This window comes from Fusobacterium massiliense (genome assembly GCF_900095705.1).
Classification (GTDB): Bacteria; Fusobacteriota; Fusobacteriia; order Fusobacteriales; family Fusobacteriaceae; genus Fusobacterium; species Fusobacterium massiliense.
In genome coordinates this window covers 53,748-76,317 of sequence record NZ_LT608327.1, presented here as the reverse complement: position 1 = coordinate 76,317, position 22,570 = coordinate 53,748, and the positions used below count along the sequence as shown (strand labels likewise).

Genomic DNA, 22,570 nt, shown 5'->3' with positions numbered 1-22,570 from the left:
GTATAATGTAAAATAAAACAAAATTTGTAAAGGAATGAATATGAAAATTTTAATCGTTGGAGATATTGTAGGAAGACCTGGAAGAAATATTCTACAATTATTTTTAGAAAAAAATAAAAATAATTATGATTTTATAATAGTTAACGGAGAAAATGCAGCTGGTGGTTTTGGAATTACTCCGAAAATTGCAGACGAATTTTTTGAATGGGGTGTTGATATAATAAGTGGTGGAAATCACAGTTGGGATAAAAAAGAATTTTATGAATATTTAGATAATTCGGATAAAGTCTTAAGACCACATAATTATCCTGATGATATCCCAGGAAAAGGTTACTCTATATTAGAAGATAAAAATGGAAATAAAATTGCTGTTATTTCAGTGCAAGGTAGAACTTTTATGACAAGTGTGAATTGTCCTTTTAGAACTTGTGAAAAATTAATAGAAGAAATTAAGACAACTACTAAAAATATAATTATAGATTTTCATGCTGAAGCTACTTCTGAAAAAATAGCATTAGCTAGATTTTTAGACGGAGAAGTTTCTGTTGTTTATGGAACTCACACTCATGTGCAGACAGCTGATAACAAAATTTTTTCAAAAGGAACAGGGTACATTACTGATGTTGGAATGACAGGTTCACAAGCTGGAGTTATAGGAACAAAAGCTGATATTATAATTAAGAAATTTTTAACTTCTCTTCCTCAAAAATTTGAAATAGCTGAAGGTGAAGAAGAATTAAATGGAATTGAAGTTGAAATAGATAGTCAAAATGGAAAATGTAAAAATATTAAAAGGTTAAATTGGAGTGAAAATGAAGGTTTTAGAAGCTAAAGTTATTTATGAAAGTGATGATTTAGAAAAATATAAAAGAATTATTTCAGATATATTCTACAATTTTGGAGTTACAGGTTTAAAAATAGAAGAACCTATTTTTAGTAAGGATCCTTTGAATTTTTATAAAGATGAAAAGAAATTTTTACTTTCTGAAAATTCTGTTTCAGCTTATTTCCCTTTAAATATGTATTCTGAAAAAAGAAAAGAAGCTCTTAGAGATATTTTTGAAGCCACTTTTTCTGAAAATGATGAAATAGTATATAACTTAGATTTTTATGAATATGATGAGGACGATTACCAAAATAGTTGGAAAAAATATCTGTTTGTTGAAAAAGTAAGTGAAAAATTTGTTGTAAAACCGACTTGGAGAGAGTATGAAGCTAAAGAAGATGAGCTTGTTATCGAACTTGATCCTGGAAGAGCTTTTGGAACTGGTTCACACCCAACTACTTCTTTACTTTTAAAACTTATGGAAGAACAAAATTTCTCAAGTCAGTCTGTTATTGATATTGGAACTGGTTCTGGAATACTTATGATAGCAGCTAAATTACTTGGAGCAAGTGAAGTTTATGGAACAGATATTGATGAATTTTCTATGGAAGTTGCTAAAGAAAATTTAGAGCTAAATAAGATTTCTCTAGATGATATAAAACTTCTAAAAGGAAATTTATTGGAAGTTATTGATGACAAAAAATTCGATATAGTTCTTTGTAACATCTTATCTGATGTACTTGTAAAACTATTAGATGAAATTAAATATATCTTAAAGCCAAATAGTAAAGTTTTATTTTCAGGAATAATTGAAGATAAGCTCCCTATGGTTGTATCTAAAGCAGAAGAAATTGGATTGGAAGTAGTAGAAATTAGGAATGATAAAGAATGGAGAGCTGTATATTTTTTAAATAAATAATAAATTTTATGCTATAATGTATTGTAAAATTACTTTAAATATTAGGGGAGAAAAATGGAAAATTTAATAGTTGCTATAGATGGTCCAGCAGGTAGTGGAAAAAGTACCATTGCTAAATTAATTGCTAAAAAATATAATTTTACATATATTGATACTGGAGCAATGTATAGAATGATAACTCTTTATCTATTACAGGAAAAAATAGATTTTGAGAATTTAAAAGAAATAGAAAATGTTTTAAATAATCATATAAATTTAGATATGAAAGAAAATAAATTTTTCTTAAATAATAAAGATGTTAGTCAAGAAATTAGAGAGCCTATAATAAGTGAAAATGTATCAAAAGTTGCTAGTATAAAAATTGTTAGAGATAATTTAGTAAGTTTACAAAGAAAAATAGCAAGTAATAAAAATGTAATTTTAGATGGAAGAGATATTGGAACAGTAGTTTTTCCAAATGCACAAGTTAAAATATTTTTAATTGCTTCTGTCGAAGAAAGAGCAAATAGAAGATATAAAGAATTTTTGGAAAAAAATATCAGTATTTCTTATGAAGAAGTCTTAAAATCACTAAAAGAAAGAGATTTTATAGATAGTACAAGAAAAGAAAGTCCTTTAGTGAAAGCTAAAGATGCTATCGAACTCGACACAACAAATCTAAATTTACAGGAAGTTGTAGACTTTATTTCTTCTAAAATAGATGTCTAAAATAAAAAGAGGTAGTTGAATGTATAATTTATTAAGGAATGTTGCTCTTGCATTATACAAACCTTTTATGAATGATAAAATGAAAAGTTTTATTGATAAAAGATTAAAACAAAATTTTTCAGATTTAAAAAAAGAAGATTACATTTGGATACACTGTTCTTCTGTTGGAGAGGTCAATCTTTCTGAGGATTTAGTAAATAAATTTTATTCTATTAGCAGAAAAAATATTTTGATTTCTGTTTTTACCGACACTGGTTATGAAAATGCTGTAAAAAAATATTCAGCTAAAAATAAGATTAAAGTTATTTATTTCCCAATAGATGATAAAGATAAAATTCAAGAAATTTTAAAAAAGATAAATTTGCAACTTTTAGTTTTAGTTGAAACAGAACTTTGGCCTAATTTGATAAACGAAGTTAATAAAAATAAATCAAGAATTGTAATAGTAAATGGAAGAATTTCTGATAGAAGTTATCCAAGATACAAAAAAATGAAATTTTTATTAAAATCAATGCTAGGAAAAATAGACTATTTCTATATGCAGTCTGAAATTGATAAAAATAGAATTATAGATTTAGGTGCTTCAAATGAAAAAGTTGAAAATATAGGAAATTTAAAATTTAGCATATCTTTAGAGAAATATTCTGATGAAGAGAAAAAAGAATATAAAGAGTTTTTAAACATACTTGATAGAAAAATCTTTGTTGCTGGTAGTACAAGAACTGGGGAAAATGAAATTATATTAAATGTCTTTGAAAAATTAAAAAATACTGTTCTAATAATAGTGCCTAGGCATTTAGAAAATGTTGATAAAATAATTAATTTAATTGATAAAAGTAACTTATCTTTTATTAAATACAGTGAAATAGAAAAAGGTAATACAAATAAAAAAGATATTATTGTTGTTGATAAGATGGGAGTTCTTAGAAAATTGTACTCTATTTCTGATATAGCTTTTGTTGGAGGAACATTAGTTAATATTGGAGGACATAATTTATTAGAACCATTATTTTATAGAAAAAAGCCTATATTTGGAAAGTATACACAAAATGTTACTGATATCTCTAAAGAAATCTTAAAAAGAAATATAGGTTTCCAAGTACAAAATGAAAGTGAATTTTTAGAAGCTATTAACTCTCTTGAAAAGAACAATAATAATGATGAAATAAATAATTTTTTTGAAGAAAATAAATTTATTAGTTTAAATATAGTGAAAAAGGAAAACTTTATAATGAGAAATGACAATTTAAATGAAAACTTAGAGAATGAAAAGAAAGATTTATGGAAACATTTTTTCCATTCTGAGAAATCTAATTACAACATATATATGTATAAATTATTAGATTATCCGGAATATATTATTTATGATTCTGAGCTTATGAAAGAGAAAAAAGGAAAATGGAATCAATTCTTTAAAAATGATAATCCTATTGCTCTTGAAATTGGAACTGGTAGTGGAAATTTTATGAGACAATTAGCTGAAAGAAATCCAAATAAAAATTTTATTGGTTTGGAATTAAGATTTAAAAGATTGGTATTATCAGCTGAAAAATGTAAAAAAAGAGCTATGAAAAATGTTGCTTTGCTTAGAAAAAGAGGAGAAGAAATTGAAGAGTTTTTAGGTAAAAATGAAATCTCTGAAATGTATATAAACTTCCCTGATCCTTGGGAAGGTACAGAAAAAAATAGAATTATACAAGAAAGTCTTTTTAAAACTTTAGATAATATTATGAAAAAAGATGGTATACTATATTTCAAGACAGACCATGATGTATATTACTCTGATGTGTTAGACTTAGTTAAGACCTTAGAAAATTATGAAGTTATATATCATACTTCTGATTTACACAATTCAGAAAAAGCTGAAAATAATATAAAAACAGAGTTTGAACAATTATTTTTACACAAATATAATAAAAATATAAATTATATCGAAATAAAGAAGATGAATTAAAAATAGGAGGAAAAAATGGCAGGTTATGTAGTTGTAGGTACTCAATGGGGAGATGAAGGAAAAGGGAAAATTATAGATGTTTTAGCTGATAAAGCTGATTATGTTGTAAGATTCCAAGGTGGAAACAATGCTGGACATACAGTTGTTGTAAATGGAGAAAAATTTATTTTAAAATTATTACCTTCTGGTGTTCTTCATGCAGGAACTTGTATCATTGGACCTGGAGTTGTTGTAGATCCTAAAGTTTTTCTTGCTGAATTAGATAGCTTAGAAAAAAGAGGAGCTAAAACTGACCATGTCATTATAAGTGATAGAGCACATGTTATAATGCCTTATCATATTAAAATGGATGAACTTAGAGAAAGTATTGAAGATAGAATAAAAATAGGAACTACAAAAAAAGGAATAGGTCCTTGTTATGCTGATAAAATTTCTAGAGATGGAATAAGAATGTCTGATCTATTAGATCTAGAACAATTTGAAGAAAAATTAAGATATAATCTTAAAGAAAAAAATGAAATGTTTACTAAGATTTATGGTTTAGAACCTTTAGATTTTGATACTATTTTTGAAGAATATAAAGGATATATAGAAAAAATTAAACACAGAATAGTTGACACTATTCCAATAGTAAATAAAGCTCTTAATGAAAATAAATTAGTTTTATTCGAAGGAGCTCAAGCTATGATGCTTGATATAAACTATGGAACTTATCCTTATGTAACTTCATCTTCTCCTACACTTGCCGGGGTTACTACTGGTGCTGGTGTTTCTCCTAGAAAAATTGATAAAGGTATTGGAGTTATGAAAGCATATACTACTAGAGTTGGAGAAGGTCCTTTTGTAACTGAGCTTGACAATGAATTCGGAGAAAACATGAGAAAAATTGGTGGAGAATATGGAGCTGTTACTGGAAGACCAAGAAGATGTGGTTGGCTTGATTTAGTTGTTGGAAAATACGCTACTGAAATAAATGGTTTAACTGATATAGTTATAACAAAAATAGATGTTTTGAGTGGACTTGGAAAATTAAAAATTTGTACTGCTTATGAAATTGATGGAAAAATATATGATTATGTTCCTGCAGATACAAAATCTTTATATAGAGCAAAACCTATTTATGAAGAATTAGATGGTTGGGATGAAGATATTACTCAAATAAAAAAATATGAAGATTTACCAGAAAATTGTAAAAAATATCTAGCTAGAATTGAAGAAATTGTTGGTTGTCCTATATCTGTTGTTTCAGTAGGACCTGATAGAAGCCAAAACATACACATAAGAGAAATATAATAAATAAGGAAACGATATGAAAAAAGAAATTAAAGTTTTGATCAGTGCTTGTCTAACAGGAGATAATGTAAAATATTCCGGTGGAAATAATCTTACTCCAAAACTTTTAGAATTATTAAAAAAATATGATGCAAAAATAGTAAAAATTTGTCCTGAATGTTTTGCAAAATTACCTATTCCAAGAGTTCCATCTGAAATAAGAGAAGATAAAGTTTATAGCAAAGATGGAAGAGATATTACAGAGGAATTTTTTAATGGTGCTGAAAAAACATTACAAGTTGCAATAGAAAATAATGTAGATTTTGCTATCTTAAAAGAAAGAAGTCCATCTTGTGGGAATACCCATATTTATGATGGCAGTTTCTCTGGAAAAGTTATTGAAGGACAAGGTGTTACAGCTAAAACTCTTTCAAAAAATGAGATTAAAATTTTTTCAGAAGAAAATTTAAACGAGATTGAAGAATATTTGAAGTCTCTTGACAGCCGTATGAGTTAAATACAGGGTCTTAAAACTAATATAGACATCAGGGTCTATTTTCATTATTAAATTTATATTTTCTATATAATAAATAAAGTCTCCTGACAGCCGTATGACTCTTCCGAGCTCACTGAAATCCTCTCCAGACTAATACGGACATCGGAGACTAATTTTCATATTAATATTAAATTTATACTTTCCTATAAAATAAAACCCCTTAATAGCTATATGAGTTTTATGCTCAATAAGACTCAAAATAAGCTATCAAGGGGGTTTTCTATTCATTCATATATTTTTCTATTACTTTTTCCCACATTCCATTATTTTTCATTATATATTCTAAGAAATCTCTAACAGCTCCATCTCCACCATTTTTTTCTGACTTATAATTACAAATAGCTTGAACTTCACTGACTGCATTTCTAGGACAAGCAGATAACTTTACTTTTGACATAACTCCCATATCATTTATATCATCACCCATATATGCAACATTATCAAACTGTAATCCTAATTCATCTAATATTTTTTTCAAATCTTCAGTTTTATTTTTTGAACCTTGAATTAAATATTTTATTCCTAACTCTTTAGCTCTTCTTTCAACTATAATAGATTTTTTACCTGTCAATATAAGTATTTCTCCACCTAATTTTAGCCAATTAACTATGGCAAAACCATCTTTCACATCAAAGGACTTCATAGAATTATCCTTATCATCAATGTATAATTTACCATCAGTCATAGTCCCATCTACATCTAAAACTAAAAGTTTTATATTCTTCATATTTTCTCCTATTTTTTTAACATTTTTCTATATTCTTCCAAAGAAAGTTTATTTACATTAGATGGAAGACTTACACTCTTTAATGATTTAGTTGAGACAACTCCAATTTGAGATGTAAGTGTATTTATATGTGTCAAACAAATAGCTAGAGCATCGGCTGCATCATCAGGTTTTGGAATTTCTTTTAATTTTAAAATTCTTTGAACCATTTGTTGAATTTGTTTTTTTTCAGCCCTACCATAGCCTGTTATTCCCATTTTTACTTGTAATGGAGTATAACTTGCCATCTCTATATTATTTTGTTTTCCAGCTAACAATATAACTCCTCTAGCTTGTGCTACAGATATAACAGTTTTATTATTTTTAAAATAAAATAAATCTTCTATTGCCATGCTTTCAGGTTTATATTTTTTTAATATATTATTCATTTCATTATAGACAATTTCTAATCTTTCTTCCATTTCTAGATTTTTATCAGTTAAAATTACTCCGTAATCTATAACTTCATATTTGTTCTTATCGTAATCTATCACACCGTATCCAACAATAGCTGTACCTGGGTCTATTCCTACAACACGCATTTTAAATATCTCTCACATATTCTACATTTTTTATAGCTGAAAGAGAAACTATTACATCTGAAATATTATTTCTCCCTTTCATACTAACTGTAAAAAATACTGTATCTTCCACTTGATACTTATCTATTTGAGTAATTCTTATGGCTTTTTGTCTAAAAACTTCATAAGCTTCAAGTAAACCATTTGCATAATCTTCTTCACTTAAAAATTTAACTTCAAATTTTATAAGTCTAGATTTTCTAACAAGTTTTGATTCAAATTTTTTAAAAGAAACCATAATTATTATCATAAATACAATAGCTACAACAGCTATATTATAGAATCCCCAACCTATTCCAAGTCCAACACAACCAGTTGCCCAAATACCAGCAGCAGTAGTCATACCTCCGATAGTTTCTCCTTTTTCTTTCATTATACTTCCTGCCCCTAAGAAACCTATACCACTAATAACTTGAGCTCCTAATCTTCCTAAATCTGTCTTTATTACAGAAGATAATTGTAAATCACGACTTGCTAATTCTAAAATATTTAATCTCAATTGGTCTTGAATCATTGAAACAATAGCAGCTCCAAAACAAACTAAAATATGGGTTCTAAAACCTGCAGGTCTGTTATTTTTTTCTCTTTCATATCCTACTATTCCCCCGAATATAACTGCTAATAACAATCTAAAAGAAACTACTTCGACTGTTAGTTCTCCTACAAAATTATTTTTTAAAAATTTATCTAATATATCAAAAACATCTACCATCTAACTGCTTCCCCTTTTATTGTATTTTTTTTGTGCTATTTGTATTTTTTACTCTTTATTATAATAACTTATCTATATTATTGCAATAGTTTTTTTCTTTTTTATTTTCTTATTCCATAAAAAATATAAAATTAAATAATGAAAATTAGTCTCTGATGTCAGTATTAGTCTAAAGAGCCTGTATTCATTGAGCTCGTAGAACTAATACACCTATCAAGAGACTTTATTTAGTATATATTTTTATTAGTATAACACTTACTATTGTAATTTAGGGCAGAATAAGAAAATTTAAAAATATATTGACAAAAGATAAAAAATATTATATAAATACATAAAGATAATGATTGTATGGCATCAATCAGGATAATCAAAAGAAATGTCAATCAAGAAGATATGTTCGTATAGTAGCGAACAGGATAATCAAAAGAAATACTAAATAAGAAGATTTAAAAGTCCTATATTTAACTAGGACTTTTTTATTCTATTTATTCTATAGGAAAGTAATAAAATTAAATAATATAAATTAATCTCTGACGTCCGTATTAGTTCAAAGAGCCTGTGTTCATTGAGCTCATAGAACTCATACACCTGTCAAGAGACTTTATTTACATAATTGGAGGTTAGGGAATGAAATTTTGTTTTTTAACTGATGAATTTTTTGAACTTTATAAAGATTGCAAAGAAATAGAAAAGAAAAATAATAGGCCTTATGCTTCTGTTTGTCTATTAAAATATGAAACTTTTTATTTTGCTATACCAATAAGACATAACATAAAACACCAATATGCTATTTTTACAAATAAAGAAAAATCACAAGGATTAGACTTATCTAAAACACTGATAATTAAAGAGTTGAAATTTATAGTACAAAATAAAACTGCTTTTATCTCTCAAGAAGAATATAGCCAACTAATTCAAAAAGAAAAATTTATAATTTCTAAACTTGAGTCATACATAAAAAAATATATAAAAGCACTAAAACATCAGGAAATTACAAAAAATTATTTATTGTGTTCAATGTCTTGTTTAAAGTATTTTCACAATGAATTAAATATTAAATATTAATAAATTTTATCACTATTAAAAGCCTTTTATCATAAAGGCTTTTTTCACTATATAGGAAAGCATAAAATTAAATAATAAAAATCACTCTCTGATGTCAGTATTAGTCCAAAGAGCCTGTATTCATTGAGCTTGTAGAACTAATACGCCTGTCAAGAGACTTTATTTAAAATACTAATTTTTACTGCAAATTTTTTAAAAAAATAATACTAATTTTGAAAATTAGTGCTATAATTAATACAGAGGTGATTTTTTATGATAAGTAAGGAAGATATTAAATTATTAGAAAATATTTTCCCATTCTGGAATGATATAAAACAAAATGATAGAGCCAAAATAATTCTTTCCAGTAGAATTCTCTCATTAAAAAAAGATTCAATTTTTTCCACTCCTAGTGAATTAAATGGATTACTTTTTTTAAAGTCTGGAAAAATAAGGTTTTTTTTATCATCACTTGAAGAGAGAGAGATTCCACTATACTATTTAAATATTTCAGAAATGGAATTTTTTGATTCTTCAGTTAATGAGCCTCTTTCATCTATTGAATTTATAGCTGAAAAAAATAGTGAAATTTTATTAATTCCTTTTTCAGTACTTTCACTATTTAGATTAAAATATAGTTTTTTAGAAAATTTCTTACATGAGCTAACAAAATTAAAATTTTCAAAATCTATTTTAGCAATTCAGACTATTTTATTTGTTCCTTTAAAAAATAGGATAATAGATTTTTTATATTCTTTTGATAAAGTCGAACTTTCTCTAACTCATGAAGAAATAGCTAGAAATTTAGGCAGTTCCAGAGAAGTTATTACAAGAATTTTAAAACAGTTAGAAAAAGAAAAGTTATTAAAAGTTGAAAGAAAAAAAATAATTTTAAAAAAATAATAAATAAGTATTTAAGATGTGGGAGGTTATTATGAAAAGAGCAATAATTGGTATTTCAGGAAGTATGATTTTTGAGGAGAAAAATGAACTGTTCTTAGGAGATAAATATTCTTGTGTTGATCATTCTTTTGTTGATGCTGTTTATAAATCTGGAGGAGTTCCTATTGTTTTACCTATTCTTAAAGATATATCTACCATAAGAGAACAAGTAAAATTACTAGATGGTCTTATTCTTTCAGGTGGTAGAGATGTAGATCCTTTTTACTATGGAGAAGAACCTTTAGAAAAATTACAAGCAATTTTTCCAGAAAGAGATGTTCATGAATTAGCTTTAATAAAATTTGCTGTTGAGTTAAATAAACCTATCTTAGGAATATGTCGTGGACAACAAATATTAAATGTGGCATTTGGAGGTAATCTATATCAAGATATTTCATATATGCCAGGAGAACATATAAAACACAATCAAATAGGTTGCCCTTATCAACCAACTCATTCAATAAAAATAGATAAAAAATCTACTCTATTTAAAATGGCTGATAAACTAGAAGTTGAAAGAGTAAATTCATTTCACCATCAAGCAATAAAAAAATTAGCTGATGATTTCAAAGTAATTGCTACTGCTCCTGATGGAGTTATTGAAGCAATAGAATATTCAGGTAAAGAAGATTTATTCATAATGGCTGTGCAATTTCATCCAGAAATGATGTATGATAAAAATGTTTTTGCAAGAACTATTTTTAAGAAGTTTGTAGATATTTGTATTGAAAGAAAACCAACTGAGGTTTTATTAAAAGAGGAATAAAAAGTAAAATCCCTTGATAAACGTACGAGTCTTATGAGCTCAATAAACTCAAGCTCTTCGAACTAATACGAATGTCAGGGGATTTTTTAATTATTTCTTTATTTTCAAGCCTAAGGCTTTTCTATAATTATCTTTTTTATTAGAAACTTCTTTTTTTTCTGCTATTTTTTCTTCTTTTTCTTCATTAGATTTTATTTTATTTTCATATTCTAAAACTTTTTCTCTAGCCGTTTTTTCATCTAATACAATTTCTTTTGGAGTTTCTTGTTTATAATCTTGGGTATTTATATTTTCCAATTTATTGCTATTATCAATAGAAATTATTGTTTCTTCTTTAATATCCTTTTTATCTTTTATAATTTCATTTTGATTAATAGTTGAAACTTCTTTATTTATATCAATTTTAACATCTTCAACTTTAACAGGTACATTTATACTGTTTTCATTTTCTAAAATTGGAATATATTTTTTTAAATAGGTACTTTCTTCTAAATAATCATCATCTTCTCCGTATATAAAAAGTACTCTTCCATTTCTTATATATTCTATAACTTCTTTGGTAATCGAGTTAGGTAAAACAGGACAACCTAAACTTCTTCCGGCAAATCCATATTTTTTTATGTAACTATCTTCAACTATCTCTCCACCATGAATAACTATTGCTCTATCTTCTGCATTTGAATTTATGTTTTCTTCTAGTCCCTTAAGCCTTAAAGAATGTCCATAAGCTCCGTTATATTCTCCTAAAGTTATGAAAAACCCAAGTGAACTTTCATAAGAGTTTGGATTATCTGAAAATTGAAGTGGTATCTCCAATCCAGAATTTTTAGAATGTGCAACCCTAGTATGATATACAAGTTGCTTTTTATCTAAATTTATAACAAAAAATCTTTCCTCATTTGATGGACGTGAATAATCAATTATTATCAATATACCTGGATTTTTATTAGGTATCTGAATATATCCTAAATAAGCTTTTTTAAATATTTCATAGCTTAGCTTATCCTTTATTTTTAATGAGTTGTATAAACTCATTATATCAGTTACAATTTCTGTAACCGGTTTTTGCACTACACTATAATTAACATCTATTGCTTTTTTTAAAATTTCTTCTTTTTTCTCAATATTAATTTTTTCTTCTGAAAAACTAAGACTAGATATTATCAAAGAAAGAAACACTATTATTTTTACTTTCAAGGAAAAACCTCCATTTTCTACCCATTTATGCCTTTTTGTTTTTTTCTTTTATTTCATCATCAAGAAATTGATAAAACTTTTTTGCATCTTTACTTTTTCTTGTAACTAAATAAGATTTATATAAAACTTTATTTCTACTATCTCCAGAAAATGTATAACATACAGAAGAATTTTTTGCAAGATATAAAATTGACCTAGTCACAAGTGCAAAATCGACTTCATATAAATCAACACTTTGTAATGAGCTAATAACATTATCTTTGTAGGCTGTACTCTCTAACACCTTTTTTTGAGATTTCAAATCAGATAAGAGTGATAATCCAATTTTACCAATATTTGTATCTAATTCTGGCATAGCTAAAGAAAAATTTTCTAATTCTTCTAAATCATTTATTTTCTTTCTTCCTATTATAACAAGTTTATCTTCAAAAAATACTCTTGTTTTTACATTCTTATTTAAAGTCTTTACTTTATTCTCTTCATTAGTAATAATAATATTATAATCTTTAAAGTTATCTAATTTATTTACTTCTACCTTATATTTATCAAAAGTTTTTTCATATCTTTTTGCATATTTTTCTACCAAAAGTTCTATTTCATCTTCAGCATACACATTAATAACAATTTTATCTTTATGTCGACAAGAATTTAAAAGGCCAACGACAATAAACACAAATATTGCAATAATAAATATCATTTTTCTTTTCATATTAACCTCTGTTTAAGCAAATTGTTCTCCAGATATTGAAACAGAAAATTCTTTTCTAATTCTTTCTATATCATAGCCTTTTCCTAAAAGATACATCATTTTAGTTATTCCAGCCTCTGAAGTTATGTCACTTCCGTTTATTATTCCTAATTTAACAAGTTTATCTGTTGATTCATAAAGTGGCATTTTTACACTCCCAGATACACATTGTGTTATGTCTAGTATTGGTATATTTTTATTTGAAATTTCTTTTAACATATCTATAAATTCAACACTAGTTGGAGTATTTCCACTTCCATAAGTTTTTAATATGAGTGCTTTAATCTCAGGATTGTTAATTACAAAATCTCTTATGTAATTTGGATTTAATCCAGGAAACAATTCTATAAGCAACACATTAGGATTTATTATTTTTTCAACATAAAATTTTTCTGTTGGTATTGGTAAAATTCTATCTTTAATAATTTTAATATCTGCCCCAATTTCTGCTAAAGGATTATAATTCGGAGAAGAAAAACCGTAGTAATTATTACTATCTGTTTTTTTACTCCTGTTTGCTCTTAATAAGCAATCTCTAAAACAAATACAAACCTCAGGGACAACTGGAATATCATATAGTTTATTACCAGCAATATAAATAGAATTTATTAAATTTTGTAAACCATCACTTCTTGGAAAAATCATAGGCGTTTGAGCTCCTGTAAGCACAACAGGTTTAGCTAGATTTTTCAATAAAAATGATAAAAGAGAACCTGTATAAGCCATAGTATCTGTTCCATGTAATATGACGAAACCTAAATATTTATCATAATTTTCTTCTATGACTTCAACTAATTTTATCCAAAATTCCGGAGTAGCATCAGATGAATCTATCAAATGCTCAAATTGATAATAATCCGTTGGAAATTTTTCCAGTACAGGATGTTCCTTAGCTATTTCCAACCAATTTGTAGCAGGTCTTAAAGGTTTTCCTACCATTCCAATAGTTCCACCTGTATTTATAATTAAAACTTTATTTTCCATTATTTTCCTCTTTTATATCTTCTAAGAATTTTAAAAGAACCTTACTCATTTTTTCAGTAAATGGTGAATGTCCTGTATTTTCAACTATTTTAAATTCACAATTATTTAACTTATTTGCCAGTTCATAGGCTGCTCCAACTCTTGTATTTACATCAAAACGTCCATGAGCAATTTTTATTGGAATATCTTTTATTTTATCAACTCTATTTAAAATATAGTTCTCATCATTCCAGAACATTTTATTGTAAAAATAATGAGTTTCTAAAATTGATAAAGAAATATCAGCAGGATAAACTTCTCTATCCAATGACATTTTATTTTCAGATTCCATAATTCTTAATTGAAATTCACTCCAAATTTTTGCTGCTTCTTCTATTTTTATTTTGTCATCTGAAGTAAATATTCTATGATATGCTTTTAACAAATCATCTTGCTCTTCTTTCTTTATATAGTCTTTTAACATTTTAAATTCATCTGGATATATTTCAGATAAACCATCTTTAAAATACCAATCTAAATCTTTTTCTCTAGCTAAAAATATTCCTTGCAATATCATTTTTTTTACATTTTGAGGATAGTTTATAGCATAAGTTAAAGCAAGAGTTGTTCCAAAACTTCCGGCAAATATATTAATTTTATCTATCCCTATATGTTTCCTAATACTTTCAATATCTTCCATAGAATAAAATATATTATTTTCTTTTGTTTCAACAAAAGGAATACTTCTTCCACAAGCTCTTTGATCAAAAAGTATAATATGATAATATTCAGGATCAAAAAATCTTCTAGCTTTTTTCCCAACCCCAGAGCCTGGTCCACCATGTAAAAATATTATTGGCTCTCCATTTGGATTTCCACATTCTTCAACATATATTTTATGAATATCTCCAACAGGTAATAAATAACTTTTAAAAGGCTCTATCGGAGGATAAAAATTATATTCTTTCATCTTAATCTCCATCTTTATTAAATAAAGTCTCTTGATACCCCTATGAACTTAGAAGTCATTAAATAAAGTCTCTTGACAGCCGTATGAGTTCTACGAGCTCAATGAACATAGGCTCTTCGAACTAATACGGACGTCAGAGACTAACTTTTATTATTTAAATTTATACTTTCCTATAGAATAAATATAAGCCCTTCAAACTAATATGAACATCAGAGACTAATTTTCTTATTTAATTTTATCCTTTTTTATAAAATAAATAAAAAATAGAAAAAGTAAAAATAGTTTATCTTTAATAGACTCTCTATTTTTACTTTATAAAATATTTTTTTAACTTAATTTTTTCATTAATAACTCATTTACTATTTCAGGATTTGCTTTTCCCTTAGATAATTTCATTACTTGCCCAACTATTCCTTTTAAAACTCTAGGTTTTCTTCCTTCATCAGCTGCATGATAATCATCAACCATTTTTTGGTTATTAGCTAAAACTTCATCTACCATATTTTCTATCTCATTTGTATCTGATAATTGAATCAATCCTTTTTCTTTTACAACTATTTCAGGATCTTTATTGTCTTCTAAAATTATTTCAAAAACTTCTTTTGCAATCTTAGATGAGATAATATTTTTATCTATTAATTTAATTATTTTTGCAAGATTTTCACTTGTTAAAGAAAATTCTTCTATGCTAATATTTTTAGTTTTCAACACTCTTAAAACTTCTGTCAAAATCCAATTCGAAGAAGATCTAGGATTATTAGAATATTTTACTACTTCTTCAAAATAATCTGAAAGTTCTGCTTCTTCAGTTAAAATAAGTGCTTCCTTTTCATCTATTGCATAATCTTTTTTAAATCTTTCAATTTTTGCTAATCTTGTTTCAGGCATATCTTTTTTAATATTTTCTATTTCTTCGTCAGTAATAACAAGTTTTAATAAATCTGCTTCATTGAAATATCTATAATCCATTGCTTCTTCTTTGGATCTCATAACTCTTGTTATTTGATTTTCTTCATCCCAAAGTCTTGTTTCTTGGTCTACTTTTCCACCATTTTGAATAAGCTCAATTTGTCTACCAATTTCATAATCTATTGCTCTTGCAACAGCTTTGAAAGAGTTTAGGTTTTTAACTTCAACTCTTGTCCCAAAAACTTTTGAGCCTTTTTCCATAACAGAAATATTTGCATCACATCTCAAAGAACCTTTTTCCATAGAAACATCACTAACTTTAGTATATTTTATAATATTTTTTAGTGTGTTTAAATATTCATAAGCTTCTTCTGAATTTCTCATATCTGGTTCAGAAATAATTTCTATCAAAGGTATTGAAGCTCTGTTAAAATTTAAATAAGATTCATTTTTACCATGGATAGCTTTTGCAGTATCTTCTTCTATTTGAACTTTAGTAATTCCAACCTTCACTTCTCTACCAGAGTTTAATTTAAATTCTATATATCCTTTTTCAGCATACGATTTTTCAAATTGTGTTATTTGATAATTCTTCGGTGCATCTGGATAAAAATAGTTTTTTCTATCAAATCCACTTTCATTATTTATTTTACAATTAAGAGCTAATGCAGCTTTCAAAGCATAATCTACCACTTTTTTATTTAATTTTGGAAGAGCTCCAGGGTGCCCCAAACATATTGGACATGTATGAGCATTTATTCCATTTTCATCGTAGTCAGATTTGCAACCACACCATACTTTAGTTCCTGTCTTTAATTGTAAATGAACTTCTAGTCCTATAACTGACTCCCATTCTTTTATCATTTTCATACTCCTTATTAATCTAAATTAGGTAAAGTTAATCTTCCGATTTTTCTTTCTAGTGCATCAGCAACTTTAATTAATGTTTCTTCATCAAATGGCTTTGCCATAAATTGAACTCCTACCGGCATTCCTTCAACAAGACCTGCTGGCATAGATAAACCAGGTATACCTGCTAAGTTTGCTGATATTGTAAATATGTCTTCCATATATAATTCAATAGGTGTTTTTACATCTGTTAGTTTAAATGCAACAGTTGGTGCTGTCGGAGTTAGAATTACATCAACATCTTTAAATACTTTTATAAAATCATCTTTTATAAGTGTTCTAACTTTTTGAGCCTTTTTGAAATAAGCATCATAGAAACCAGCACTTAGAACATAAGTTCCCATCATTATTCTTCTTTTTACTTCTGCTCCAAATCCTTCAGTTCTTGTTTTAACATATAACTCTTCTAAGTTAGAATAATCTTTTGCTCTATATCCATATCTTATTCCATCAAATCTAGCTAAGTTAGAACTTGCTTCAGCTGGTGCTAAAACATAGTAAGTTGGTACGGCATACTTTGTATGCGGTAATGAAACTTCTACAATTTCTGCTCCTAACTCTTTTAATTTTTCAACACTCTTATCAATAACTTCTTTTATTTCTTGATTTAATTCTTTTATAAAATATTCTTTAGGCAAGCCTATTCTAAGTCCTTTTATATCTTGTCCTAAAACTTTTGTATAATCAGGAACTTCTTTTTTACTAACTGTTGCATCATAATCATCTTCCCCAGCTATAACATTCATACAAATAGCAAGATCTTCAACAGTTTTTGCTAATGGTCCTACTTGGTCAAAAGATGAACCAAATGCCATAAGTCCATATCTTGAAACTCTTCCATAAGTTGGTTTTAATCCTACTATTCCACAAAAAGAAGCTGGTTGTCTTATACTTCCTCCAGTATCTGAACCTAATGCTAAAGGAACTTCTTGAGCAGAAACTGAAGCTGCTGCTCCTCCACTACTTCCTCCTGGTACTCTTTCTAAATCCCATGGATTAAAAGTTTTATGATAATATGAAGTCTTTGTTGTAGACCCCATAGCAAATTCATCCATGTTAGTTACTCCAATAATTACTGCATCTTGTTCTTTCAATTTTTTTACAACAGTAGAATCATATATACTTGTAAAATTTTCTAAAATTTTAGAGCATGAGCTTGCTTTTTGTCCTTCCATTAAGATGTTATCTTTTATGGCAATAGGAACTCCTGCTAAACTTCCTAATTTTTCTCCATTTTCTCTTTTTAAATCTAATTTTTTAGCTTCTTCAATTGCTAAATCTTTTCTCAGAGAAACAAAACTATTTACTTTACTTTCAACTTTTTCTATTCTATCATAACAAGATTTAACAATATCAACAGCCTTTAATTCACCTGCTAAAAATTTTTCATTAAGCTGTCTAGCTGATAATTCATAAATATTATTTTCCATTTCTCCCCCTATTCTCCAACAACTTTAGGAACTACTATTGCATTTTCAGCACTTTCCGGTGCATTAGCTAGTACTTTTTCTAATGGTAAAGATTCTTTTTCTTCTATTTGTCTAAAATTATTTACAACATCATTAATGTAGATTAGTGGCTCTACTTGAGAAGTATCTACTTCATTTAACATATCAACGTATCCTAGAATATCATTTAATTCTATCTGGAATTTTTCAATTTCTTCTTCTTTAAAACTTAATTTTGATAACTTTGCAATTTTTAAAACTTCTTCTTTTGTTAATGCCATTTTAACCTCCTACACAGAATATAAATACTCTATTTCTTCAATTGTCAATTCTCTATATTTACCTTCTGGTAAATCATTTAAAGATAATTCTCCAATTTTTTCTCTTCTCAACATAAGAACTCTATATCCAAATTTTTCTATCATTCTTCTGACCTGTCTATTTCTACCTTCTCTTATTGAAATATACATAGTAGTCTTATTTTTATCATATTTTATCCCCGAAATTTTTGCTGGAAGTGTTTTACCATCATCTAACAACACTCCTTTTTTTAGTTCTTCAATTTCAGATTTTTTCATTTCACCCCAAATTTTCACATAATATTTTTTATAAATTTCTGATTTAGGATGAACTAATCTATTGAATAAATCTCCATCATTAGTTAATATAATAAGACCTGTTGTCATGTAATCAAGTCTACCTATGGGAAAAATCCTTTTGTCCGTTTTTATTAAATCAACAACTGTTTTCCTTCCCCTATCATCACTAACACTAGACAGAACTTCTAATGGCTTGTGCAACATAAAATAAACTTTTTCTGTTTCGATTTTAGTTTTTATTTTTTCCCCTTTAATAAAAATCTCATCTTTTTCAGATACGTCCATACCCGGTGTAGCTTTTTCTCCATTTACTTCTATCAAACCATCTTCTATGTACTTATCTATACTTCTTCTTGAGGCTATTCCTAAAGTGGATAAAAATTTATTAATTCTCATTATTATCAGACTTCCCTACTCTTTTTATTTTTTCTTGTAGCTCTTCGTAATCAGGCAATTCAGTTATTTTTTTAACTCCCAAATAAGCTAAAAATTTTTCTGTAACTTCATATAAATTAGCTCTTCTTCCATTTTCCTGTCTTCCACAATTTCTAACAAAATTTCTTTCTTCAAGAGTAGCTATAATCCTGTCAACAGAAACTCCCCTTATACTTTCAATTTCACTTTTAGTAACAGGCTGTTTGTATGCTATTATTGATAAAGTTTCTATTGAAGCAGAAGATAATTTTTTAGGTTTGGTTTCCTGTTCAAAATAATTATTTATAACTTCTCCGTACAATGGATTGGTTGCTAAATAAACTAAATCAGCTGATACTTCTATATTTATTCCGCTATCTTTTCTATCATCTTTCAGCTCATTAATAATTTTTAACATATCTTCAACAGAAATCTTAAAAAATTTAGCTAAATCTTTTATCTTATTTTCATCGCCACCTAAAAATATTATAGCTTCTAGCTCATTTTTTATACTCATCTTAACCTACCAACCAATTAATAATCTGTTTCTGTAGATATCAACACTTTGCTATATGTAGAGAAATTATTAAGTAGCACATTTATTCCATTAATTACTGCATTTAATGGCTCTTCTGCAATAGTTACTTTTAAGTTTAAACCAGCTGATATCTTTTTATCTATACCTCTTAAAAGAGCTCCTCCACCTGTAACATATATACCTCTTCTTCTAATATCTGCAGCTAATTCTGGTGGAGTTTTTTCAAATACAACTTTTATTTCTTCTATTATTTCTTGAACTAAAGATGATAAAGTTTCTATAAGCTCACTAGACACTAGAGTAATATCTTTAGGTAAGCCATTTAAAAGGTTTTTACCACTTACTTCTATGCTGCTATCTTCTTCTCCCTCTTCTAAAGCTACAACTCTTCCTATTTGTATTTTTATTTCTTCAGCCGTTTTCTCACCAATTAATAAATTATGTTTTTGTCTAACATAATCTATTATTGCAGTATCGAATCTATCTCCAGCTGTTCTGAAAGAAGACTTATTAACAACTCCTCCCAAAGAAATTATTGCAAGTTCTGATGTTCCACCACCAATATCAACTATCATATTTCCTTCTGGCTCAAATATATTTATTCCAACTCCAATAGCTGCTGCCATAGGTTCTTCTATTAGATAAGCTTCTCTAGCTCCTGCCTCTCTTGTAACTTCCATAACTGCTCTTTTTTCTACTTGAGTTATACCAGCTGGAACACAGATTATAACTCTTGGACTATGAAAAAGCCTATTTGAACTAACTCTTTTATAGAATGCTCTTAACATATCTGCTGTAACTTCATAATCTGCTATAACTCCATTTCTTAAAGGTCTTATTGTTTCAAAATTTGCTGGAGTTCTTCCAAGCATTTTTTTTGCATTTTCCCCCACATCATACATTTTTTTCCCTCTGCTATATACTGTTACAACAGATGGTTCATTTAAAACTACACCTTTATTTTGCATACAAATTAGAGTATTCGAAGTCCCTAAATCTATTCCCAAGTCATCTGAAAATACTCCAAAAAGTTTACTTATAATTTTTTTCATTTATTACACCTCATCAATTATTATAATTTATTTATTTCGTTTATATCTACACCAATTTCTTTTAATTTATTTACAAAACTAGCTACAGGAAATCCCATAATTGAGAAAAAATCTCCATTTATATTCTCAACCAAAAGTCTACCTTTTCCCTGTATTCCATAGGCTCCTGCCTTATCTTTGTATTCTTCTGTTTCTATGTACCAATTTATTGTTTCTTCATCAAGTTTATAAAATTTAACTTTACTAACAGAATAATCACTAAGAAAAATATTTTTTTCTATACTCATAAAAGTATAGGCTGTTATAACTTCATGCTCTCTTCCCGATAATAAAGATAAATATTCTCTTGCTTCTTCAACATTTTTAGGTTTTCCTAAAATTTTATTATCTACAACTACAACTGTATCAGCTGATAATACATACTCATTCGTACATTTTTCTGCAACACTAGTTGCTTTTTTTCTAGAGATATCCAATATCTTTTTTACAGGTTCTTCTTCTTTACTAACTTCTTCTATTTCAGGTACTACTACCTTAAAATTAAATCCAACTTCCTTTAAAATTTCCTGCCTTCTAGGAGAACCGGATGCTAAAATCATACTAATCATCTTCCTTAATTGTAACTGTTTTTCTTAAAGAGACATTAGCCATTTTACTTTCAAATTTCTCTTTAGTACTAACCCCTTTAATCTTTTTTTTCTTATTTTTCTTTTTTTTCTCACTCTTGTACTTTTCTATTTTTTCTTTTATAAGTTGTTCTTCCTTAAGTTTATCTTCTTCAAACTTTATTTTTTCTTTTCTCTCTATTTCTTCTTTTATTCTAATTTGTTCTTCCAATTCCTCTTCAATTCTTTTTCTTTCTTTTCTTTCACGACGATTTCTATTACTATTTTTTATATATAACCTTGTTGGATTAAAAGCTATTAAAAAAAGTAATACTACTTCCGTACCAATTAATAAATAGTAATAGTATGATAAAGGGTATGGAAAATATATATTTGCCTTCATCAATTCATATAAAACATAAGTTGGGAAATACCCTATATAATATTCAAACAAAGATACATCTATCAATCTTTTAAAGAAAGAATTATCTAATTGTAATCCATTTATTGTATTAAAAGATATTCCTAAGGAATAAAGTATAAGTAAATATACTCCTAAAAATATAAATATCAAAGACAAGTATAATTTTATTTCTAAAAATATTTTTTTCTTTTTCTCTTTTATTGAAAAAATAATACCATACAAAACAAAAAATATTAGTACTGGAATTATCATTATCCCCATATATTCCTTTACATTTTCATAAAATCCTATTTTTTTTAAAGGACTGTTTACAAAGTATCCAAAAATTAACAAAAAAAGAATGAAAAAATAAAGAAATATTATTTTTTTTCTTATCAAAATAACACCTCTAATAAATATTTATTACACTTCAAACATCATATTAAATAGTATCATATATGACTTAAGTTTTCAAGAAATTAAGTAATTTTATTATTTTATAGGAAAGTATAAATTTAATATAAAAATTAGTCTCCGACGTCCGTATTACTCTGGAGAGCATTTTAGTGAGCTCGGAAGAGTCATACGGCTGTCAGGAGACTTTTTTTATTCTATAAGAAAGTTTAAAATTAAATAGTAAAATTAGTCTCTGATGTCCATATTAGTTCGTAGAGCCTGTGTTTATTGAGCTCGTAGAACTCATACGGCTATCAAGAGACTTTATTTATTTATTATTTAGTCAAAATTCTATCCTACTTTATGATATAAT

At 27.0% G+C, this 22,570-nt stretch carries 24 protein-coding genes; 9 read left to right on the top strand and 15 right to left on the bottom strand.

Going from position 1 to position 22,570, the window contains the following annotated elements; genetic code table 11:
- Positions 1–40: 40 nt before the first annotated feature.
- From BQ2505_RS04855 to BQ2505_RS04830, 6 genes are read left to right on the top strand one after another with little or no spacing between them, the layout of a single operon-like run.
- The gene (locus tag BQ2505_RS04855) at positions 41–832 is read left to right on the top strand and encodes a TIGR00282 family metallophosphoesterase (RefSeq protein WP_074016653.1); all 792 of its coding nucleotides are present in this window, start codon (positions 41–43) and stop codon (positions 830–832) included.
- Positions 813–1,745 carry a 50S ribosomal protein L11 methyltransferase gene (gene prmA, locus BQ2505_RS04850; protein ID WP_074016652.1) on the top strand — a complete coding sequence of 311 codons (933 nt, stop codon included), beginning with the start codon at positions 813–815 and terminating at the stop codon, positions 1,743–1,745. Before BQ2505_RS04855 ends, prmA begins: the two co-directional genes overlap by 20 nt.
- A gap of 54 nt (positions 1,746–1,799) precedes the next feature.
- Positions 1,800–2,453 carry a (d)CMP kinase gene (cmk, locus tag BQ2505_RS04845; RefSeq protein WP_074016651.1) on the top strand — a complete coding sequence of 218 codons (654 nt, stop codon included), beginning with the start codon at positions 1,800–1,802 and terminating at the stop codon, positions 2,451–2,453.
- A gap of 19 nt (positions 2,454–2,472) precedes the next feature.
- The gene (gene trmB / locus BQ2505_RS04840) at positions 2,473–4,407 is read left to right on the top strand and encodes a tRNA (guanosine(46)-N7)-methyltransferase TrmB (RefSeq protein ID WP_074016650.1); all 1,935 of its coding nucleotides are present in this window, start codon (positions 2,473–2,475) and stop codon (positions 4,405–4,407) included.
- A gap of 15 nt (positions 4,408–4,422) precedes the next feature.
- Entirely contained in the window at positions 4,423–5,700 is a 1,278-nt protein-coding gene (locus BQ2505_RS04835; protein ID WP_074016649.1) for an adenylosuccinate synthase, read from the top strand.
- A 16-nt stretch (positions 5,701–5,716) separates the two neighbouring features.
- Positions 5,717–6,196 carry a 2-thiouracil desulfurase family protein gene (locus BQ2505_RS04830; RefSeq protein WP_074016648.1) on the top strand — a complete coding sequence of 160 codons (480 nt, stop codon included), beginning with the start codon at positions 5,717–5,719 and terminating at the stop codon, positions 6,194–6,196.
- Between the two features lie 259 nt (positions 6,197–6,455).
- Here the strand turns inward: BQ2505_RS04830 and BQ2505_RS04825 are convergent, their stop codons facing one another.
- Genes BQ2505_RS04825 through BQ2505_RS04815 form a run of 3 tightly spaced genes read right to left on the bottom strand, consistent with a single transcriptional unit; the run spans position 6,456 to position 8,294 of the window.
- Positions 6,456–6,962, bottom strand: coding sequence for a KdsC family phosphatase (locus BQ2505_RS04825; RefSeq protein WP_074016647.1), 507 nt, complete (start codon positions 6,960–6,962; stop codon positions 6,456–6,458).
- A gap of 8 nt (positions 6,963–6,970) precedes the next feature.
- Positions 6,971–7,543 (bottom strand): crossover junction endodeoxyribonuclease RuvC, encoded by a 573-nt coding sequence (ruvC, locus tag BQ2505_RS04820; RefSeq protein ID WP_074016646.1) that lies wholly within the window; start codon positions 7,541–7,543, stop codon positions 6,971–6,973.
- Position 7,544: 1 nt separating this feature from the next.
- The gene (locus tag BQ2505_RS04815) at positions 7,545–8,294 is read right to left on the bottom strand and encodes an MgtC/SapB family protein (RefSeq protein WP_074016645.1); all 750 of its coding nucleotides are present in this window, start codon (positions 8,292–8,294) and stop codon (positions 7,545–7,547) included.
- A 627-nt stretch (positions 8,295–8,921) separates the two neighbouring features.
- On the opposite strand from BQ2505_RS04815, the gene tenpIN reads away from it, so the two are divergent.
- From tenpIN to BQ2505_RS04800, 3 genes are all read left to right on the top strand, one after another.
- Positions 8,922–9,359, top strand: coding sequence for a type III toxin-antitoxin system TenpIN family toxin (gene tenpIN / locus BQ2505_RS04810; RefSeq protein WP_074016644.1), 438 nt, complete (start codon positions 8,922–8,924; stop codon positions 9,357–9,359).
- A gap of 252 nt (positions 9,360–9,611) precedes the next feature.
- Positions 9,612–10,241, top strand: a complete 630-nt coding sequence (locus BQ2505_RS04805) for a Crp/Fnr family transcriptional regulator (protein WP_074016643.1) — start codon at positions 9,612–9,614, stop codon at positions 10,239–10,241.
- A gap of 31 nt (positions 10,242–10,272) precedes the next feature.
- A complete protein-coding gene (locus BQ2505_RS04800; protein WP_074016642.1) occupies positions 10,273–11,046 on the top strand; it encodes a gamma-glutamyl-gamma-aminobutyrate hydrolase family protein in 774 nt (257 codons plus the stop codon).
- 90 nt (positions 11,047–11,136) lie between these two features.
- Here BQ2505_RS04800 and BQ2505_RS04795 read toward each other — a convergent pair whose 3' ends face one another.
- The 12 genes from BQ2505_RS04795 to BQ2505_RS08680 all read right to left on the bottom strand — a co-directional run bounded on the left by BQ2505_RS04795 (position 11,137) and on the right by BQ2505_RS08680 (position 22,155).
- Entirely contained in the window at positions 11,137–12,243 is a 1,107-nt protein-coding gene (locus tag BQ2505_RS04795) for a murein L,D-transpeptidase catalytic domain family protein (RefSeq protein WP_074016641.1), read from the bottom strand.
- Between the two features lie 25 nt (positions 12,244–12,268).
- Complete coding sequence (locus BQ2505_RS04790; protein WP_074016640.1) at positions 12,269–12,952, bottom strand: type 2 periplasmic-binding domain-containing protein; 684 nt, start codon at positions 12,950–12,952, stop codon at positions 12,269–12,271.
- Positions 12,953–12,964: 12 nt separating this feature from the next.
- A complete protein-coding gene (locus BQ2505_RS04785; protein ID WP_074016639.1) occupies positions 12,965–13,975 on the bottom strand; it encodes an asparaginase in 1,011 nt (336 codons plus the stop codon).
- Positions 13,965–14,924: a prolyl aminopeptidase gene (pip, locus tag BQ2505_RS04780; RefSeq protein WP_074016638.1), complete on the bottom strand. Its 960-nt coding sequence runs from the start codon at positions 14,922–14,924 to the stop codon at positions 13,965–13,967. Before pip ends, BQ2505_RS04785 begins: the two co-directional genes overlap by 11 nt.
- 327 nt (positions 14,925–15,251) lie before the next feature.
- Complete coding sequence (gene gatB / locus BQ2505_RS04775; RefSeq protein WP_074016637.1) at positions 15,252–16,697, bottom strand: Asp-tRNA(Asn)/Glu-tRNA(Gln) amidotransferase subunit GatB; 1,446 nt, start codon at positions 16,695–16,697, stop codon at positions 15,252–15,254.
- 14 nt (positions 16,698–16,711) lie between these two features.
- The gene (gene gatA, locus BQ2505_RS04770; protein WP_074016636.1) at positions 16,712–18,172 is read right to left on the bottom strand and encodes an Asp-tRNA(Asn)/Glu-tRNA(Gln) amidotransferase subunit GatA; all 1,461 of its coding nucleotides are present in this window, start codon (positions 18,170–18,172) and stop codon (positions 16,712–16,714) included.
- Positions 18,173–18,180: 8 nt separating this feature from the next.
- The gene (gatC, locus tag BQ2505_RS04765; protein ID WP_074016635.1) at positions 18,181–18,471 is read right to left on the bottom strand and encodes an Asp-tRNA(Asn)/Glu-tRNA(Gln) amidotransferase subunit GatC; all 291 of its coding nucleotides are present in this window, start codon (positions 18,469–18,471) and stop codon (positions 18,181–18,183) included.
- A 9-nt stretch (positions 18,472–18,480) separates the two neighbouring features.
- Complete coding sequence (locus BQ2505_RS04760; RefSeq protein WP_074016634.1) at positions 18,481–19,185, bottom strand: pseudouridine synthase; 705 nt, start codon at positions 19,183–19,185, stop codon at positions 18,481–18,483.
- Positions 19,175–19,720 carry an SMC-Scp complex subunit ScpB gene (gene scpB / locus BQ2505_RS04755; RefSeq protein WP_074016633.1) on the bottom strand — a complete coding sequence of 182 codons (546 nt, stop codon included), beginning with the start codon at positions 19,718–19,720 and terminating at the stop codon, positions 19,175–19,177. The genes BQ2505_RS04760 and scpB overlap by 11 nt, the downstream gene beginning before the upstream one ends.
- A gap of 17 nt (positions 19,721–19,737) precedes the next feature.
- The gene (gene mreB / locus BQ2505_RS04750) at positions 19,738–20,793 is read right to left on the bottom strand and encodes a rod shape-determining protein (protein WP_074016632.1); all 1,056 of its coding nucleotides are present in this window, start codon (positions 20,791–20,793) and stop codon (positions 19,738–19,740) included.
- 20 nt (positions 20,794–20,813) lie between these two features.
- Complete coding sequence (locus BQ2505_RS04745) at positions 20,814–21,392, bottom strand: Maf family protein (RefSeq protein ID WP_074016631.1); 579 nt, start codon at positions 21,390–21,392, stop codon at positions 20,814–20,816.
- 1 nt (position 21,393) lies between these two features.
- Positions 21,394–22,155 (bottom strand): hypothetical protein, encoded by a 762-nt coding sequence (locus tag BQ2505_RS08680; protein WP_161939403.1) that lies wholly within the window; start codon positions 22,153–22,155, stop codon positions 21,394–21,396.
- Positions 22,156–22,570 lie beyond the last annotated feature (415 nt).

Coding starts and splice junctions, on each gene's coding strand:
- BQ2505_RS04855 (WP_074016653.1), top strand. CDS start 41: ATGAAAATTTTAATCGTTGGAGATATTGTAGGAAGACCTGGAAGAAAT.
- prmA (WP_074016652.1), top strand. CDS start 813: ATGAAGGTTTTAGAAGCTAAAGTTATTTATGAAAGTGATGATTTAGAA.
- cmk (WP_074016651.1), top strand. CDS start 1,800: ATGGAAAATTTAATAGTTGCTATAGATGGTCCAGCAGGTAGTGGAAAA.
- trmB (WP_074016650.1), top strand. CDS start 2,473: ATGTATAATTTATTAAGGAATGTTGCTCTTGCATTATACAAACCTTTT.
- BQ2505_RS04835 (WP_074016649.1), top strand. CDS start 4,423: ATGGCAGGTTATGTAGTTGTAGGTACTCAATGGGGAGATGAAGGAAAA.
- BQ2505_RS04830 (WP_074016648.1), top strand. CDS start 5,717: ATGAAAAAAGAAATTAAAGTTTTGATCAGTGCTTGTCTAACAGGAGAT.
- BQ2505_RS04825 (WP_074016647.1), bottom strand. CDS start 6,962: ATGAAGAATATAAAACTTTTAGTTTTAGATGTAGATGGGACTATGACT.
- ruvC (WP_074016646.1), bottom strand. CDS start 7,543: ATGCGTGTTGTAGGAATAGACCCAGGTACAGCTATTGTTGGATACGGT.
- BQ2505_RS04815 (WP_074016645.1), bottom strand. CDS start 8,294: ATGGTAGATGTTTTTGATATATTAGATAAATTTTTAAAAAATAATTTT.
- tenpIN (WP_074016644.1), top strand. CDS start 8,922: ATGAAATTTTGTTTTTTAACTGATGAATTTTTTGAACTTTATAAAGAT.
- BQ2505_RS04805 (WP_074016643.1), top strand. CDS start 9,612: ATGATAAGTAAGGAAGATATTAAATTATTAGAAAATATTTTCCCATTC.
- BQ2505_RS04800 (WP_074016642.1), top strand. CDS start 10,273: ATGAAAAGAGCAATAATTGGTATTTCAGGAAGTATGATTTTTGAGGAG.
- BQ2505_RS04790 (WP_074016640.1), bottom strand. CDS start 12,952: ATGAAAAGAAAAATGATATTTATTATTGCAATATTTGTGTTTATTGTC.
- BQ2505_RS04785 (WP_074016639.1), bottom strand. CDS start 13,975: ATGGAAAATAAAGTTTTAATTATAAATACAGGTGGAACTATTGGAATG.
- pip (WP_074016638.1), bottom strand. CDS start 14,924: ATGAAAGAATATAATTTTTATCCTCCGATAGAGCCTTTTAAAAGTTAT.
- gatB (WP_074016637.1), bottom strand. CDS start 16,697: ATGATAAAAGAATGGGAGTCAGTTATAGGACTAGAAGTTCATTTACAA.
- gatA (WP_074016636.1), bottom strand. CDS start 18,172: ATGGAAAATAATATTTATGAATTATCAGCTAGACAGCTTAATGAAAAA.
- gatC (WP_074016635.1), bottom strand. CDS start 18,471: ATGGCATTAACAAAAGAAGAAGTTTTAAAAATTGCAAAGTTATCAAAA.
- BQ2505_RS04760 (WP_074016634.1), bottom strand. CDS start 19,185: ATGAGAATTAATAAATTTTTATCCACTTTAGGAATAGCCTCAAGAAGA.
- scpB (WP_074016633.1), bottom strand. CDS start 19,720: ATGAGTATAAAAAATGAGCTAGAAGCTATAATATTTTTAGGTGGCGAT.
- mreB (WP_074016632.1), bottom strand. CDS start 20,793: ATGAAAAAAATTATAAGTAAACTTTTTGGAGTATTTTCAGATGACTTG.
- BQ2505_RS04745 (WP_074016631.1), bottom strand. CDS start 21,392: ATGATTTTAGCATCCGGTTCTCCTAGAAGGCAGGAAATTTTAAAGGAA.